Origin of the sequence: Chromobacterium sphagni (assembly GCF_001855575.1) — a bacterium.
GTDB lineage: Bacteria > Pseudomonadota > Gammaproteobacteria > Burkholderiales > Chromobacteriaceae > Chromobacterium > Chromobacterium sphagni.
Genome location: NZ_MKCS01000002.1, coordinates 359,499 through 374,933 on the forward strand (window position 1 = coordinate 359,499; position 15,435 = coordinate 374,933).

Sequence of the window (15,435 nt, forward strand, 5' to 3'; positions counted from 1 at the left end):
GCCAAACCGTCTTAAAGGGCGTTGCGGCGGTTATAAGTCCTTGCCCGAGCGCCAGATCGACCAGACCAGCCACACGCTGTTGAACAGCGCCAGCATGAAGCCGACGAAACCGAAGAGGGGCAGGCCGAACAGCTTGGGGCCGGCGTTGACCGTCATCACGATGGACGAGCCTATGATCAGGCAACCGGTGACGATGCCCATGGTCAGCCGGTTGCTGCTGCGGTCCAGCTGCTTGCCAAAGTTGTCCAGACGCTGCAGGTCCAGGTTGACGCGGAACTTGCCGTGGCGCATGTCGCGGCCGATGCGCACCAGGTCGCGCGGCAGGCCGGTGATCATCTCCAGTCCCTCCGACAGCGACTGGCGGCCGCGCTTGAGCAGCGCCGCCGGATGGTAGCGGGCGACGATCAGCTCCTTGACGAAGGGCGTGATGTGCGCCACCAGCTGGAAATCGGGATTGAGCTGGCGGCCCAGGCCTTCCAGCGTGATCAGCGCCTTGAACAACATCGCCATGTCCGGCGGCAGCACGATGCCGTGGTTGCGGATCAGCGTCATGATGTCGGCGATCAGCTGGCTGATGTTCAGCCCCTTCAGCGGCACGTGTTCGTACTGGAACATGAACTCGCTGACTTCGTCGGCGAACTTCTGCATGTCCACCGGGGTGTTGCCGGTCCACTCGATCAGCACGTCGATGATGCCGTGCTCGTTGTGCTCGGCCACCGCCGACAGGAGGTCGACGATCTCGTCGCGCCGCACATGGCTGATGCGGCCCACCATGCCGAAGTCGATGAAGGCGATGCGGTGATCGGCCAGGAAGAATACATTCCCCGGGTGGGGGTCGGCGTGGAAGAAGCCGTTGACCAGTATCATCTTCAATACCGCGTCGGCGCCGCGCTGCGCCAGCAGCACCGGGTCCAGCCCGCTGGATTCCAGCTGGGAGAGCTCGCTGGCGGCGACGCCGTCTATGAAGTCCTGCACATTGACCGCGGCGTTGGTGTAGGTCCAGTGCACGCCGGGCACCACCACGTGCGGATCGTCGGCGAAGTCCTTGGCGAAGCGCTCCATATTGCGCGCTTCTATCGCCAGGTCGAGCTCACGCCTGAGCGAACGCGAGAACTGGGCGACGATGCCGGACGGCTGGTAGCGGCGCAGTTCGGGGAATTCCAGCTCCAGCAGGTGGGCCAGGTGCGCCAGGATGCGCAGGTCCGCCTCCACTTTGTCCATGATGCCGGGGCGGCGCAGCTTGACCGCCACCTCGCGGCCGTCCTGCAGTCGCGCGCGGTGCACCTGGGCGATGGAGGCCGAGCCTATCGGCCGCATGTCGAATTCGGCGAACAAGGCGTCCGGCTCGGCGCCCAGCGCGTCGCGGATCAGCTTCTTCACCGCGGCGGCGGGCACCTGCGGCACCTGGTTCTGCAGTTTTTCGAATTCGTCTATCCAGTCCGGCGGGAACACGTCCACCCGGGTGGACAGGATCTGCCCCAGTTTGATGAAGGTGGGGCCCAGTTCCTCGAAGGCCTGCCGCACCCGCACCGCGGTGGGCTGGCCGGATTCGCCGTCCGGCAGTCCCAGGTTCAGCCACTCGCCGGCCTTTTCCACCGCGCGCGGCAATTTCAGCCGCTGCGCGAACTCTCCCAGGCCATGACGGATCAAAATTCCGCTGATTTCTCTTAGTCGCGGTAAGTCCCGCATTGCAATCAAGGTTTCCCGAATCATGTGCTTTCCGCTGTCCCGCCTGGCTTTACACTACCGGTCCCGTCCGATAGAGTGCGGCCTATGAAATTGCAACTCCGCTTATCAGCTTTGGCGCTGGCGGGCTTCATGGTTTTCGCCCAGGCCGCGCCAGACAAGGCTACACCGGACAAGGCCCCCGCCGAGGGGAAGGCCGCCACAGAAAGCGCGGCGCCGGACAAACCGGACGATCCCATATCCAAATACGCCGCGCCCCAAGAGGATGCGGTGGGCGATCTGCTTTTGCAAGCGATGAGCCTGTTGGGCGTCGCCTACCGCTTTGGCGGCAATACCCCTGACGATGGCCTGGACTGCAGCGGTTTCATCCGCTATGTGTTCCAGAAGTCGCTGCGGGTGAACCTGCCGCGCACCGCCGCCGAAATGGCCAAGGTGGGCAAGTCGGTGGGGCGCGCCGACTTGGTGCCGGGCGACCTGGTATTCTTCAATACCCGTGGTTTCAGCTATTCCCATGTCGGCATCTATATGGGCAACAACAAGTTCATCCACGCGCCGCGAACCGGCAAGAACATCGAGGTGTCCAACCTGTCGCAGGGCTACTGGAGCGCGCGTTTCAATGGCGCGCGCAGGGTCAATCGTAGCACTGCCGGGCAGGCGGCGGATACTTCGGATGACATCAGCGTAAAGAGCGCGGCAAAGAAGTCCGCACCCGCGGCCGAGGCGAAATGCCGCAAGGGCCACAAGAAGTGCAAGGCGGAAGCCGCCCGCGGCAAGACCGGCGGCAAGGCGGCGAAAGGCGGCAAGAAGAAAAAGGGCAGGCACTGAGCGGCCTGGCCGATAGCGATGCCCGCATTGGCGGGCATCGTGTTTTCAGGAACTGGATCGATGGCATTGAATATGGAAATACCGGTGTGGCGCGACCCCGACGGCAATGTGGTGGCCTGCGTCGAGAAATTGAAGGTGATGCGCGAAAACCTGGAGGAGATCGCCCAGATGGCACAGGACGCCTTCGAGGACGCGGTGCTGATGGGCTGCGACGAAAAGCAGGTGCGCGACTTCATGGTGGCGATGATGCAGAACCTGGACAACCCTTACCGTCCCGAATGAGAGAACCGTCTTGATGCCATTTGAAGCCTTTATCGGGCTGCGTTACCTGCGCGCCAAGCGCCGCAATGGATTCATTTCCTTTATTTCCTTGATTTCCATCGTCGGCATCGCTCTGGGCGTGGCGGCGCTGATCATCGTGCTGTCGGTGATGAACGGTTTCCAGAAGGAAATCCGCGGCCGCATCCTCAGCGTGGCTTCCCATCTGGAAGTGAGCAGCTACGACGGCCGCCTGGCCAACTGGCAGGGCGCGCGCGACATGCTCTCGCGCCAGCCGCACGTGCTGGCGGCCGCGCCCTTCGTCAACAGCCAGGGCTTGTTCGTCGCCTACGGCAATGTGCGCGGCGGTCTGGTGCGCGGCATCGAGCCGGCGCTGGAGGACAAGGTGGTGGACGTGGGCCGCCACATGGTGGCCGGCAGGCTGGAAGCGCTGAAACCGGGCAGCTTCGGCATGGCGCTGGGGGTGGAACTGGCGCGCCAACTGGGCGTCGGCGTCGGCGACAAGGTGACGCTGATGACGCCGCAGGGCAACATCACCCCGGCCGGCATGATTCCGCGTTCCAAGCAGTTCACCGTGACCGGCCTGTTCAAGGTGGACATGTTCGAGTTTGACTCCTCGCTGGCGATGATCAATCTGCGCGACGCGCAGCTGCTCGGACGGATGGGCGACAGCGTCAGCGGCGTCCGGTTGAAGCTGGACGATCCGATGCTGGCGCCGCAGCTGAAGGCCGACTTGCGGCCGCAGCTGCCGCAGTTGATGGTTACCGACTGGACCGACACCAATGCCAATTACTTCCGCGCGGTGCAGATAGAAAAGCGGATGATGACCATCATCCTGACGCTGATCGTGGCGGTGGCGGCGTTCAATCTGGTGTCCACGCTGGTGATGGTGGTGACCGACAAGCAGGCCGACATCGCCATCCTGCGTACGCTGGGCGCATCGCCGGGCAGCATCATGAAGATCTTCATGATCCAGGGCGCGGTGGCCGGCGTGCTGGGCACGCTGGCCGGAGCCGTCGGCGGGGTGGTGATCGCGCTGAATCTGGACGTGATCGTGCCGGTGATCGAAAGCATCATCGGCAGCAAGATCTTGTCCAGCGAGGTGTACATGATCGACTACCTGCCGTCCGACGTGCAGTGGGGCGATGTTTCCACCATCACCATCATTTCCCTGTTGCTGGCGCTGTTCGCCACGCTGTACCCCAGCTGGCGCGCGGCGCGCACCCAACCGGCGGAGGCGCTGCGCTATGAATAAGGTATTGAGCTGCCGCCAGCTGGGCAAACGCTATGAAGAGGGCAAGCTGGCGCTGGACGTGCTCAGCGACGTCAGTCTGGACGTGGACCGCGGCGAGCACCTGGCCATCGTCGGCGCCTCCGGTTCCGGCAAGAGCACCTTGCTGCATCTGTTGGGCGGGTTGGACAGCCCCAGCCACGGCACGGTGGAGGTGTTGGGCAAGGACCTCTCCAAGCTGACCGAACAGGAGCGCGGCAAGCTGCGCAACGAGTCGCTGGGCTTCGTCTACCAGTTCCATCACCTGCTGCCGGAATTCTCGGCGCTGGAAAACGTGATGATGCCGTTGCTGATCCGCCGGATGAACCGCGGCGAGGCGGCCAAGCGCGCCGAGGCGATGCTGGAGCGGGTGGGGCTGGGCAAGCGGCTAGAGCACAAGCCGGGCGAGCTGTCCGGCGGCGAGCGCCAGCGCGCGGCGATCGCGCGGGCGCTGGTCACCGAACCGGCCTGCCTGCTGGCCGACGAGCCCACCGGCAACCTGGACGCCCAAACCGCGCGCCAGGTATTCGAACTGATGCTGGAACTGAACCAGACGCTGGGCACTAGCCTGATCATCGTCACCCACGACCTGGACCTTGCCGGGCGCACCCAGCGGGTGCTGCGCTTGAACGAAGGCCGGCTGGTTGGGTCTGAAACGGCTTGCGCCTGAAAACCGCCCCGGCAACGGGGCGGTTTGCCGTTAAACACGAAGGAGTCGGACATTGCTGTTCATCCGCAAGGAAATGAATTTTTTCGCGCTGCTTGACGCGCTGCAAACCGAAAACGGCCTGATCGAGCTGGGCCTGGGCGCCGTCTGCGTGGTGGCCGCCTACGCCATCGCGCGCCGCTTGTTCATCCATTGGTTCGCCCATCACCCCGAGCGCTACGACCGCTTCCTGCCCTATACCGGCTTTCGCCTGGTGCTGCCGGTGTCGGCGCAGTTGCTGGTGGTGTTGGTGAGCCTGGCCTGGAGCCGCTTCGAGCATGCGCCGATGCTGGTGCTGCACATCATCAGCGCGCTGCTGTTCTGGCTGGCGGTGATCCGGCTATGCACCGCGGTGGTGCGCCAGGCGCTGCCCAAGGGCAAGTTCGAGCGCAATACCGAGCACTTCCTGGCCTCGGCGTTCTGGCTGGGCTTCGTCAGCTGGACCATAGGCTTCGACGTGGCGGTGATGGATTGGCTGGAGTCGATCTCCTTCCACATCGGCAAGACCAGGCTGGACCTGCTCACCATCATCAACGGCTTGCTGTGGGTGACGGTGATCGTGGTGGTGGCGCTGTGGGCGAGCCGCCTGCTCGAGGCGCGCATCATGAAGCTCAAGCACCTCGATCCCAATCTGCGCATCGTGTTCGCCAAGCTCACCCGCACCGGCCTGGTGGTGGCGTCGGTGCTGGTGGCGCTGCCGGTGATGGGCATAGACCTCACCGTGCTGTCGGTGTTCGGCGGCGCGGTGGGCATCGGCCTGGGTCTGGGTTTGCAGAAGATCGCCAGCAATTTCGTCTCCGGCTTCATCATTCTGCTCGACCACTCGATCCGCATCGGCGACCGGCTGATGGTGGACAACCGCGTCGGCTACGTCACCAAGATGACCTCGCGCTACGTGGTGCTGAAGGGCGCCGACGGTACCGAAGCGCTGATTCCCAACGACGCGCTAATGTCGAATACGGTGATCAACCAGTCCTATTCCGACAAGAACATGTGGACCAGCCTGCCAGTGCAGGTGGCCTACGGCACCGATCTGGACCTGGTGCTGTCGCTGCTCAAGCAGGCGGCCGACCAGCCGCGGGTATTGAAGAATCCAGGCCCCAACGCCTTCGTCACGCTGTTTGCCGACAGCGGCATCAATCTGGAGCTGGGCTTCTGGGTGGCGGATCCGGAAAATGGCTTCATGGGCCTGAAGTCGGACATCAATCTGGCGATCTGGCGGCTGTTCAAGCAGCACAATATCGAAATCCCCTTCCCGCAGCGGGAAGTGCGCATCGTCGGCGACAAGCCGGCGCAGGTTTGAGGCGGAAGAGGACATCATGAGCGCGAAACGGCTGGCTATCATAGACGACGACGAGGCGGTGCGGCAGTCGCTGGTGTGGCTGCTGGACGGCCAGGGCTACCAGGCCACCGGCTTCGACAGCGGCGAGGCCTTCCTCGCCGCTGCGGATGGCGCCGGCTTCAACGGCATCGTGCTGGATCTGCGGCTATCGGGCATCAGCGGCATCGTGCTGCTGGAAAAGCTGGCCGGCTGGCCGTATTGCCCGCCGGTGATCATGCTCACCGCCCACGGCGACGTGCCGCACGCGGTGGCGGCGCTGAAGCTGGGCGCGCTGGATTTCATCGAAAAGCCTTTCGACGACGTGCACTTGCTGGAGCGCGCGGCGGCGGCGGTGGCGCTGGACGAGCAGAACCGCCAGTTGCATGGCCATCAGCGCAAGGTGTCGGCGGCGTTGTCCTTGCTGACCGAGCGCGAGCGCGAGGTGATGCAGTTGATCCTGGCCGGCAAGCTGAACAAGCAGATCGCCGAAGAGTTGAGCATCAGCATGAAAACGGTGGAGGTGCATCGGTCGCGGGTATTCGAAAAAATGGGGGTGAAATCGGCGGTGGAGTTGGCCGGCATGCTGGCTTCCCCCGGCGCGCAGGGAGGCAAGCTCTGATGGGCAGCAAGCAGCCGGTGTCGGTACTGGTGGTGATACACAGCAAGGACGGGCAGGCGTTGCTGCTGGAGCGGGCGGACAAGCCCGGTTACTGGCAGTCGGTGACTGGCAGCCGCGAGGGCGACGAGGCGCTGATCGATACGGCGCGGCGCGAGGTGGCCGAAGAGACCGGCCTGGACGCGTCCGGTAGCCAACTCAGCGACTGGGACATGACCAACCGCTACGAAATCTACCCGCACTGGCGCCACCGCTACCCGGAAGGCGTCACCCACAACGACGAACACGTGTTCGGCTTGCTGCTGGACGCGCCCTGCGAGGTGACGCTGGCGCCGCGCGAGCACCTGGGCTACCGGTGGCTGCCGTGGGAGCAGGCGGCTGCGCTGGTATTCTCGCCGTCCAACGCCGAGGCGCTGCGCCTGCTGCCGCACAGGCTGGGGCTGCCGACCGGCTGAGCCGGCCGCGCAAGATCCAGCCGGTATCCAGGCCCGCCATCCGGCGGGCTTTGTCATGCATGGCGCGACAGTCCGGGCTACGGCTTGCGCACATGCACGGTACCGGTCATATAGGGGTGGACCACGCAGTAATAGTTGAAATCGCCGGCGTTGGCGAAGGTGTATTCATACTTGTCGTCGGTGTCCAGCGCCTTGGAGGCGAAGGTCTTGTCGCGGCCGCTGACCGTGTGCGGCGTGTCGTCGCGGTTGATCCAGACGACGCGAGTGCCGGGCGCGACGGAGATTTCCTTGGGATTGAAGGCGAACTTGGCGATGTCTATGGTGATGGTGGCCGGGGCCGCCCAGGCGGCCGCTTCGGCGAACATCAGCAGCATGGCGGCGAGTCGGGGCGCGGCGGCGATGCGGGCGGGTTTCATCCTGGCGTACTCCATTGAAGATGGCAATCAGCGCAGCAGCGGCTTGTCTATCATCGCCAGCCGGTGTTCTCCCGGCACCACCGTGATCTGGCGGGTGCCCAGCAGCTTGCCGAGCTCGCCGGCCGGCACTTTCACCGGTCCAGGTTCGCCCACGCCGGCCTGGCCGGGAGTGGGCAGGGGGTAGGCCAGCGAGCGGGCGGTGTGCAGCGCGATATTGCCTTCCACTTTCTGCAGCACTTGGTGGATGTGGCCGTTCAGCACGGTGACCGAACCGAAGGGCCGCAGCAGGGCCAGCGCCTGGGCCGCGTCGGCGGTGCCCCAGCCCCAGGGCTCGTAGACGGTCCACATCGGGATATGGGCCATGACGATGATGGGCGTGGAGTGCGATACGCCGGCTAGATCGCTCTTCAGCCAGGCCAGTTGTTCTTCGCCCAGCGCCGCCAGCCGGCCCATATTGAAATTGAGCACATTGTTGAGGGCGATGAAGTGCACGCCGCCCTGGTCGAAGCTGTACCAGGCGCGGTTCTTGCCGTCATGGTCGAAGAATTTCAGATAGCCGCCGACGCCGTCGTCTATCGCATCGTGCTCGCCGGGGATGGTGTGCACCCGGTCCACTCGGATTTCCTTGAAAATGTCGCGCGCCAGGCCGAACTCTTCCGGTTTCGACAGGTGGCTGACATCGCCGGTGTGCAGCACGAAGGCGGGAGCCTGCGGCAGCGCGTGGATGTCCGCTATCGCCTGCCTCAGGCTGCCCACCACGTCCGGATTGGCCTCCTTGTGGAAGCCCAGATGGGTATCGCTGATCTGCACGAAGGTCAAGGCATTGCCGTCCATGGCGGCGGGCGCCGCATTGCCGGCTCCCAGCGCATGGGGAATGCCGCCGGATACCGTCCAGACGATGGCTGCGCCGGACCAGCTGGCCAGACAGGACAGCGTCCGCCTGCGGCCGGGATCGGGTTGCTCGTCTGCCGCCGCTTGCCGGCTGGTGTCGTCCTGATTCATGGCGGGGTCTCCAAGTGGTTGAAACGACTGCGGGTTTTGACGCGGGTGCGACTCTGTCCAGCCTAGATGGCGCATTTGGCCATCACAAGCGCTTTTTACGCGCGGCGGTTGGCAAGCAGGGGGCTCCGGCGGTAAAGGCAGAACAATGACGCGCGGCATGGTGGTTGGAGGTGCGGCGGACAGGCAGGCGGCGAGTTTGAAAGGCGGTTGGCGTGGGTCCTACGATTAGCTGGATATTGCCTGAGTGCGAAACTGCCTGGCTGCGAATGTCCATGCCATGCTGGATGCGTTTGGTCCCCGCGGGTCGCTGAATGGCAGATTTTTCGCGCCTCCGCTCCAGGCGTGGCCCAGCGGGCCCACTTCAATCAAGGTGGCGACCGTGTCTCGCCCGCGGGTATAGTCGGTTATGGTCATCGGGTAGCGCTGGCCGCGCTGCACGCTGCGCCCTTCGCCGGCGTGAGCCCCGGCCGCCTGGGCACAGACCCGCGCCGCGGCCAAGCCGTTTCCGGCCGCGACGGTCTGGTCCCTGCCGCCTTGTATCACCAGCAGCGGCGGCCATGAGGTGGCCGGCGATGCGGGCGGCGGCGGGTCGGCATGCCGCCCTCGCATGGCTCCCAGCGCCGATAAAGTGGAATGCGCCATTCCCGGCGCGACGCCGGAATGCATCACGATCGCCCTGAAGCGTTGCGGATAGCAGGTGACGAGCAGCGCCGCCATGCTGGCGCCGGCCGACAGCCCCGTCAGCGCAATGCGCGCCTGGTCCACCGGATACAGCAGGCAAACCTGATCGACCGCCTGCATGATCAGGCGGGCTTCGCCGTAAGCGCGGCCGGAGGTGGTGTCATACCAGTTCCAACAGCCTTGGGGATTGGCCAGGCGGTCTTGCTCCGGGTAGAGCACCAGAAAGCGCTTGTGCGCCGCGATGCGGTGCATGCCGGTGCTCAAGGCAAAGCTTCTTGCCGTCTGGCCGCAGCCGTGCAGCATCACCATCAGCGGCAGCCGCTCGCCGGACTTCAGTTCGGGAGGGAGGTAGAGCCTGAAGCGGCGCGCTCCGGCCGCGGCGACGGCCACCCCCTGTGTCCAGTCGCCGGCGCCAGCCGGCATGCGGCGCTCCACCCCGGCAAGGGTCTTCTTCAGCGCGCGGCTGGCGGTTTGCATGCCGCTGCGGCTTGCCCAGCGCAGGTTGCGGGCGAAAATCCGGGTCCAGCGCGCGGCGTAGTTTCGTTTTGTCATGCTTGGCGCTCCGTAGGCGGCATCATCGACAGGCGGTAAGGCGCCGGGTATGCGCGATTTGGGGCGCAAATGCACGAATGCATGGAAAGCAAGGTTGTGTAGCTCAACCAGCAGGAATGAAAAACGTGAACGCCGATGCGGCCGTTCCCGGGAGCGAGTCAGCTGGTTCGGCCGCGCTTGTGCCGATATGGCGGGAGCGCAGCCAAACGGGCCGGTCAATGGCGAGATTCGTCGCCGTAAGGCTCGGTTCCATAATAACTATGGATTTCCCTGGCCCAGGCCTGGTCCGACATATTGGGCCACTTGTGCTTGTCGAAGCCGGGGGCTTCCTTCAGGCGGTCCTTGTCCACGTCGAGTATGAAGCGCTTGTTCGCGGTATCCAGTTTCAACGCATGCCATGGCACGGCGAACAGCTTTTCTCCCATGCCGAGAAAACCGCCGAAAGCCAGCACCGCATAACAGATGCGGCCGTTGTCCACGTCCAGCATGATTTCCTTGATGTCCCCCAGATCTTCGCCATCCTTGTTGCTGACCGCGTTGCCGGAAAGGGTGTCGGCTCCCATCAGATAAGGGCCGGGGCCTTGGTGGACGTGATGCAGATGGCCCTCGCCGTTTCTGGTCCCGTACATGCCGTAGGTGTCGCGTTCTTCATAGTTCATGGTGCTCTCCTGTTCATGCGTTTCAGCCGCCGAGCAGCGGGCTGTATTCCGGTTTCCCGCCCGGTGCTGCAAGAATGGCGCAATGGCCGTGCGCAGTCTGTGCCGCAACGCACGGAGCGGCGCTTCTGCTGTCTGGCCGGTTTGCGCGGCAGGACATTGCCGGGAAGAAAAAAGCCCCGGCGGATGCCGGGGCCGAAGGAGGGCCTAGCGTGGGGCGTCGCCAGGCTCGGGGATCTGCTCGATGGGACCGAGCAGGAACACGAAGGACAGGATCCCTATCGCCAGCATGCAGCCGGCCACCAGGAAGGCGTTGGTGAACGAGTGGGTGGCGCCGACGATGAAACCGGTGACGATGGGAGCCACCGCGCCCATCATGTTGTTGGCGAAGTTCATGATGCCGCCGACGGTGCCGGTGCCGCCGCGCGGCGCGATCAGCGACGGCAGCGACCAGCCCACCGGGGCGGCGGCGGCCAGGCCGCTGAGCGCGATGGAAATCCAGACGATGGCGATGTAGGGGTCGCTGGTGGTGGTGGCGCCGAACACCGCCATACCCAGCGTCATGCCGCACAGCAGCACGCCCTTGCGTACCCGTGTTTCGTCGCAGCCCTTGGCTATCAGGCGGTCGATCAGCCAGCCGCCCACCAGCAGGTCGGCCACGGTGGCGAACATCCACGGTATCGCCGAGAACCAGGCGGACTTGAGGATGCTCATGTGCATGCTCTGCACCAGGTAGCCGGGCAGCCAGGTGAGGAACAGGTAGAACACGTAGCCGTAGGCGGCGAAGCCGATGGACAGGCCCCACACCTTGCGCTGGCGCAGCAGGTAGCCCAGCATCGCCAGCGAGCCTTGCTGGCTGACGCCTTCCGCCGCCGCGCCGCCTTGCACGATGTATTGCCGCTCTTCCGTAGACAGTTTCGTATCGGCGCTGGGGTCGCGGTAGATCAGGTAGAAGGCGACGAAGTAGAGCAGGCTGAGCGCGGCGGACAAGCCGAAGCCCCAGCGCCAACCCAGATGCACCACCGCCAGCGCCACCAGCGGCACGCCTATCACATTGGAAAACTTGGCGGCGGCGTCGAAGATGGCGGTGGCCATCGCCCGTTCGCGGCGGGGAAACCAGTAGCCGGTGGCCTTGGAGCTCACCGGAAAGCCGGGCGCCTCGGCGACGCCCAGCAGCACGCGGGCGGCGAAGATGCCGGCAAATCCGCCGGCGCAGGCGGTGAGCGTGGCCGCCACACCCCACAGCAGGGCCCCCAGCCGGCCGATGCGGGTGGTGCCGAAGCGGTCCAGGATCACGCCGGTGGGAATCTGCAGCAGCGCGTAGCTCCAGAAGAAGGCGCTGAACAGCAGGCCCAGCTCGCCGTTGCTCAGGCCGAACTCCTGCTGCAGTTGCGGCGCGGCCACCGACAGGCTGATGCGGTCGAAATAGTTGACCAAGACGCCTATGCCCAGCAGCCAGCCTATGCGCCAGCGCCGGGTCGGCACTTTGTAATGGTGTCGGGACGGGGCGTGCATTGTTGTTCTCCTCTTTCTCTCTGCTCTTGGAATGCTGTGCGGCGTCCGGTTAGGCGAGCGCCTGCAGAATCTGTTGCAGCAAGGCCGCCGGCGGCTGGCTGATGTCGCAGTGGATAGCGCGCTCGTCCGGGCCTGGCGTTTCCAGGTCGTGGAACTGGCTGTCCAGCAGGCTGGTCGGCATGAAGTGGGCGCTGCGCTCCTGCATCCGTTGCGCAATCAAGGCCTTGTCGCCGTGCAGGTGGACGAACAGCAGTCCGGGGGCGGCGCCGCGCAGGATGTCGCGGTAGCGTTTCTTGAGAGCGGAACAGGCAAGCACCATTCTTTCCTTGCCGGCGCGGCCCTGACGCAAACGCTCGGCCAGACTGGCCAGCCAGTCGGCGCGGTTGCTGTCGTCCAGCGGAATGCCGGCGCTCATTCGCGCGATATTGCCTTGGGGGTGGAAGCTGTCGCCTTCGATGAAGCTGGCATGCAGCGCTTCGGCCAGCATCCGGCCCACGCTGCTTTTGCCGCAGCCGGCCACGCCCATCACCACGATATTGTCATATTTCATGTTAGCGCTAACATTGCGGGTTGAAATGATAGCCGGCGCGTGCCGGCTGGACTGTTTGCGGATGTTAGCGCTAACAAAACGGTAACAACAAGCAGCTGGATCAAGTTTTACATTGGGAGGCGGCAAAATGTAGTTGCCGCGCAACGCGGCGGCGTGCCGGTCGGAAAGCCGCGTCTGGCCAGGTTTTCAGCTGCTGCGGCGCAGCATCAGCTTGAAGCCCAGGTCGGTCTGCGCCGCTTCGGGCGCTTCGCCGGCGATCAGCCGCAGCAGCTGGCGCGCGGCATGGCTGCCGATGGCGCGGCGCGGGGTGGCCACGGTGGTGAGGGAAGGGGTGCACCAGGCGGCAGGCTGCAGATCGTTGAAGCCGGCTATCGCCAAGCGCTCCGGCACCGCGATGCCCAGTTGCTGGCAGCGCGCCAGCGCGCCTATCGCCAGGTCGTCGTTGCAGCAGAACAGCGCGTCGCAATCGGGGCGCGCAGTCAGTGCCGCTTCCAGCATGGCGGCGCCCATGCGCATGCTGGAGGGCGATGGGTCCAGCCATTCCAGGCCGGCGTCGCGGCAGCCGGCTTCCTCAAGCGCGGCGCGGTAGCCATCCAACCGCTTCAGCACCCGCTCGTCCAGCTGGGCGCCGAGAAAACCGATGCGGCGCTTGCCGCTTTCCAGCAAGTGGCGGGTGATGGCGGCGCCGGCGTTCTCCTGGGAAAAGCCGACGCAGCAGCGGCCGTCGTCGGCCAGGTCCATCATGTACACCGCCGGCAGCGCGCGCCGGCGCAGGATGTCCTCGAACGGCGCCGCGTGGGTCAGGCCGGTGAGCAGCACGCCATCCGGCTGGTGCTGCAGGTAGGCGCGCAGCAACTGCAATTCCTGTTCGGAATCGTAGTGGCTGTTGCCGATCAGCATCTGGTAGCCGGCGGCGTCCAGTACGCTTTCTATGCCGGCCAACGTGTCCAGGAAAACGGTGTTGTCGAGCGAGGGAATCAGCACCAGCACGGTGCGCGAGCGCGCCGAGGCCAGGGTGCGCGCCGAGCGGCTGGGCACATAGGCCAGCGCGTCCACCGCCTGCATCACTTTCTCGCGCAGCTGCGGCGAGACCTGCTGCGGCTGGTTCAGCACCCGCGACACGGTGATGGCGCTGACGCCGGCCGCGCGGGCGACATCGTGCATGGTGACGCCGCTGCCGGAGCGGATGCGCGGTTTTCTCGACATGTCTTTCCTGTGGGCGGTGATGGATGCCAGGCGGCGCCGGGCGCGGCTATTGTAGCGCAGGCGCGGGCGCGCGGGCCTTGTACGGCGATGACGATTGCTTGTAAGGTCACTCTTTTGCCGGAGAGCCGCCATGTACCTGCCCAAGCATTTCGCCGTCGACGATCAGGATGCCCTGCTGCAATTGATGCGGGAGCGGCCGTTGGCCACGCTGGTGCTCAACGGTCCGGATGGCCCGGATGCCAACCACATCCCGCTGCATGCGCGCCAAACCGATGGCCAGTTGCGGCTGTGCGGCCATGTGGCGCGCGCCAATCCGCTGTGGCGGCGCTTGGATGGCCAGACTATGGCGCTGGCGATCTTCCATGGCGACGACGCCTATGTGACGCCATCCTGGTATCCGGCCAAGGCCGAGCACGGCAAGGTGGTGCCGACCTGGAACTATGCGGTGGTTCACGCCCATGGCCGTTTGCGCGCGGTGGAGGATCCGGCATGGCTGCGCGGTCTGCTGGAGAGCCTCACCCGCGAGCATGAGGCCGAGTTTGAGCCGCCCTGGCGGATGGCGGATGCGCCGGCGTATTATCTGGACCGGATGATGCAGGCGATAGTCGGCATTGAGCTGACGGTGGCGCGGCTGGAAGGCAAGTTCAAGCTTAGCCAGAACCAGGATGAAGCCAGCCGCGGAGGCGTGCGGCGGGGCTTGAGCGCCAGCGCGGATCCACGGGCGCAGTGGCTGGCGGCGCGCATGGCGGAGCGGACTTAACGGCGGTATTTCTCCAGCAGTTCGGCCACTGCGGGATGGCCGTGGCAGTCGCCGCGCTGCAGCTGCTGCAGGAAGTTGTCGAGGAAGCCGGGCAGCAGCGAGGTGCTGGAGGCGGTGGCGCCTATGCCGGCGCGGTCCCACTCTATCACCACGCCTTGCAGGTAGGCGGTGAGCCGGTTGCTGTCGTCCTGAAAGGAGTGGTACAGGCTGACGGCCGGCGCGCCGCACAGGCGGTAGCGTTCCAGCAGGCCGGGCTTGTCCAGCTTGCTGCGGCTGAGGATGTCGCGGCTGTCGAACTCGACGAACAAGGGGTGTATCACCTGGCTGCGGCGGTTGTCGCTGCGGTAGGCGCGCGAGACGAGGCCGATGATATCGTTCAGCAGATTGGCCGGCTTGGGTCCTCTGACCGGGTAGCCCAGCAACAGGGTGAAGGCGCTGGCCAAAGGGTCGGGGGTTCCGCCAAAGCCCATTTCGAAGCAATGCTCCAGCGGATGCCGCGCCATGAGCGGGGCAGGCAGGTGGATGGCGGCGATGTCCATGTGCTGCGGGCTGGCGCAGGCCAGGCCTTGCAGCGGCAGCCGCAATTCGCCTGAACAGGCCAGCACCTGTTGGCCATGAGCGACGCACGCCTCGGCCAGCACGGCTTCGGCGGTGACGATGAACCTTTCGCCCCGGTAGCTCAGCAGCAGGCCGCTGCCAAAGCAGGGGCCTGCCTTGGCGCTGTGTTTCTGCGGGTGGAGAGCCACCACCATCGGACTGAGTTGTTGGTAGATCTGCTCAAGACACTGCAGGGGATCATCCAGATCGAACAGAAACTCCATCCCCATACCCTCGCATGGACAACGGTTTACCGCCCAATCATAGTTCATACTCAGACCAATATCGGGCGCATTTTCCGCCTGATGAATGCTGCAGCGCAATGCCCAATGCCATGGCTGG

General features: G+C 65.0%; 17 protein-coding genes. 8 read left to right on the top strand and 9 right to left on the bottom strand.

Annotated elements, in window-relative coordinates:
- Positions 1-30 precede the first annotated feature (30 nt).
- On the bottom strand, positions 31-1,650 hold the full coding sequence (locus BI347_RS17585) for an ABC1 kinase family protein (RefSeq protein WP_239690944.1): 1,620 nt from the start codon (positions 1,648-1,650) through the stop codon (positions 31-33).
- A gap of 123 nt (positions 1,651-1,773) precedes the next feature.
- Here BI347_RS17585 and BI347_RS17590 point away from each other — a divergent pair, with 123 nt between their 5' ends.
- From BI347_RS17590 to nudB, 7 genes are read left to right on the top strand one after another with little or no spacing between them, the layout of a single operon-like run.
- Positions 1,774-2,511: a C40 family peptidase gene (locus tag BI347_RS17590; RefSeq protein WP_083339015.1), complete on the top strand. Its 738-nt coding sequence runs from the start codon at positions 1,774-1,776 to the stop codon at positions 2,509-2,511.
- Between the two features lie 60 nt (positions 2,512-2,571).
- Complete coding sequence (locus tag BI347_RS17595; protein ID WP_420837180.1) at positions 2,572-2,793, top strand: hypothetical protein; 222 nt, start codon at positions 2,572-2,574, stop codon at positions 2,791-2,793.
- Positions 2,794-2,803: 10 nt separating this feature from the next.
- Entirely contained in the window at positions 2,804-4,045 is a 1,242-nt protein-coding gene (locus tag BI347_RS17600) for a lipoprotein-releasing ABC transporter permease subunit (RefSeq protein ID WP_204378094.1), read from the top strand.
- Positions 4,038-4,730, top strand: a complete 693-nt coding sequence (lolD, locus tag BI347_RS17605) for a lipoprotein-releasing ABC transporter ATP-binding protein LolD (protein WP_071116591.1) — start codon at positions 4,038-4,040, stop codon at positions 4,728-4,730. The genes BI347_RS17600 and lolD overlap by 8 nt, the downstream gene beginning before the upstream one ends.
- A gap of 52 nt (positions 4,731-4,782) precedes the next feature.
- Positions 4,783-6,069 (top strand): mechanosensitive ion channel family protein, encoded by a 1,287-nt coding sequence (locus tag BI347_RS17610; RefSeq protein WP_083339016.1) that lies wholly within the window; start codon positions 4,783-4,785, stop codon positions 6,067-6,069.
- Positions 6,070-6,085: 16 nt separating this feature from the next.
- Complete coding sequence (locus BI347_RS17615) at positions 6,086-6,706, top strand: response regulator transcription factor (protein WP_071116592.1); 621 nt, start codon at positions 6,086-6,088, stop codon at positions 6,704-6,706.
- Positions 6,706-7,158: a dihydroneopterin triphosphate diphosphatase gene (gene nudB / locus BI347_RS17620; RefSeq protein WP_071116593.1), complete on the top strand. Its 453-nt coding sequence runs from the start codon at positions 6,706-6,708 to the stop codon at positions 7,156-7,158. Before BI347_RS17615 ends, nudB begins: the two co-directional genes overlap by 1 nt.
- A 77-nt stretch (positions 7,159-7,235) precedes the next feature.
- Here nudB and BI347_RS17625 read toward each other — a convergent pair whose 3' ends face one another.
- The 7 genes from BI347_RS17625 to gntR all read right to left on the bottom strand — a co-directional run bounded on the left by BI347_RS17625 (position 7,236) and on the right by gntR (position 13,736).
- On the bottom strand, positions 7,236-7,574 hold the full coding sequence (locus tag BI347_RS17625; RefSeq protein ID WP_071116749.1) for a cupredoxin domain-containing protein: 339 nt from the start codon (positions 7,572-7,574) through the stop codon (positions 7,236-7,238).
- A 27-nt stretch (positions 7,575-7,601) separates the two neighbouring features.
- Positions 7,602-8,576, bottom strand: a complete 975-nt coding sequence (locus BI347_RS17630; RefSeq protein WP_071116594.1) for a metallophosphoesterase family protein — start codon at positions 8,574-8,576, stop codon at positions 7,602-7,604.
- A 225-nt stretch (positions 8,577-8,801) separates the two neighbouring features.
- Positions 8,802-9,809: an extracellular catalytic domain type 1 short-chain-length polyhydroxyalkanoate depolymerase gene (locus tag BI347_RS17635; RefSeq protein ID WP_071116595.1), complete on the bottom strand. Its 1,008-nt coding sequence runs from the start codon at positions 9,807-9,809 to the stop codon at positions 8,802-8,804.
- A 215-nt stretch (positions 9,810-10,024) separates the two neighbouring features.
- Complete coding sequence (locus BI347_RS17640; protein ID WP_071116596.1) at positions 10,025-10,468, bottom strand: PRC-barrel domain-containing protein; 444 nt, start codon at positions 10,466-10,468, stop codon at positions 10,025-10,027.
- Between the two features lie 204 nt (positions 10,469-10,672).
- Positions 10,673-11,980: an MFS transporter gene (locus BI347_RS17645; protein WP_071116597.1), complete on the bottom strand. Its 1,308-nt coding sequence runs from the start codon at positions 11,978-11,980 to the stop codon at positions 10,673-10,675.
- A 49-nt stretch (positions 11,981-12,029) separates the two neighbouring features.
- Entirely contained in the window at positions 12,030-12,530 is a 501-nt protein-coding gene (locus BI347_RS17650; protein ID WP_071114422.1) for a gluconokinase, read from the bottom strand.
- 186 nt (positions 12,531-12,716) lie between these two features.
- Positions 12,717-13,736, bottom strand: a complete 1,020-nt coding sequence (gene gntR, locus BI347_RS17655) for an HTH-type transcriptional regulator GntR (RefSeq protein WP_071116598.1) — start codon at positions 13,734-13,736, stop codon at positions 12,717-12,719.
- 130 nt (positions 13,737-13,866) lie between these two features.
- Between gntR and BI347_RS17660 the strand changes: the two genes are divergently transcribed.
- The gene (locus tag BI347_RS17660) at positions 13,867-14,496 is read left to right on the top strand and encodes an FMN-binding negative transcriptional regulator (RefSeq protein WP_071114424.1); all 630 of its coding nucleotides are present in this window, start codon (positions 13,867-13,869) and stop codon (positions 14,494-14,496) included.
- Here BI347_RS17660 and BI347_RS17665 read toward each other — a convergent pair.
- Positions 14,493-15,317 (bottom strand): hypothetical protein, encoded by an 825-nt coding sequence (locus tag BI347_RS17665; protein WP_071114425.1) that lies wholly within the window; start codon positions 15,315-15,317, stop codon positions 14,493-14,495. The genes BI347_RS17660 and BI347_RS17665 overlap by 4 nt on opposite strands.
- Between the last annotated feature and the right edge of the window lie 118 nt (positions 15,318-15,435).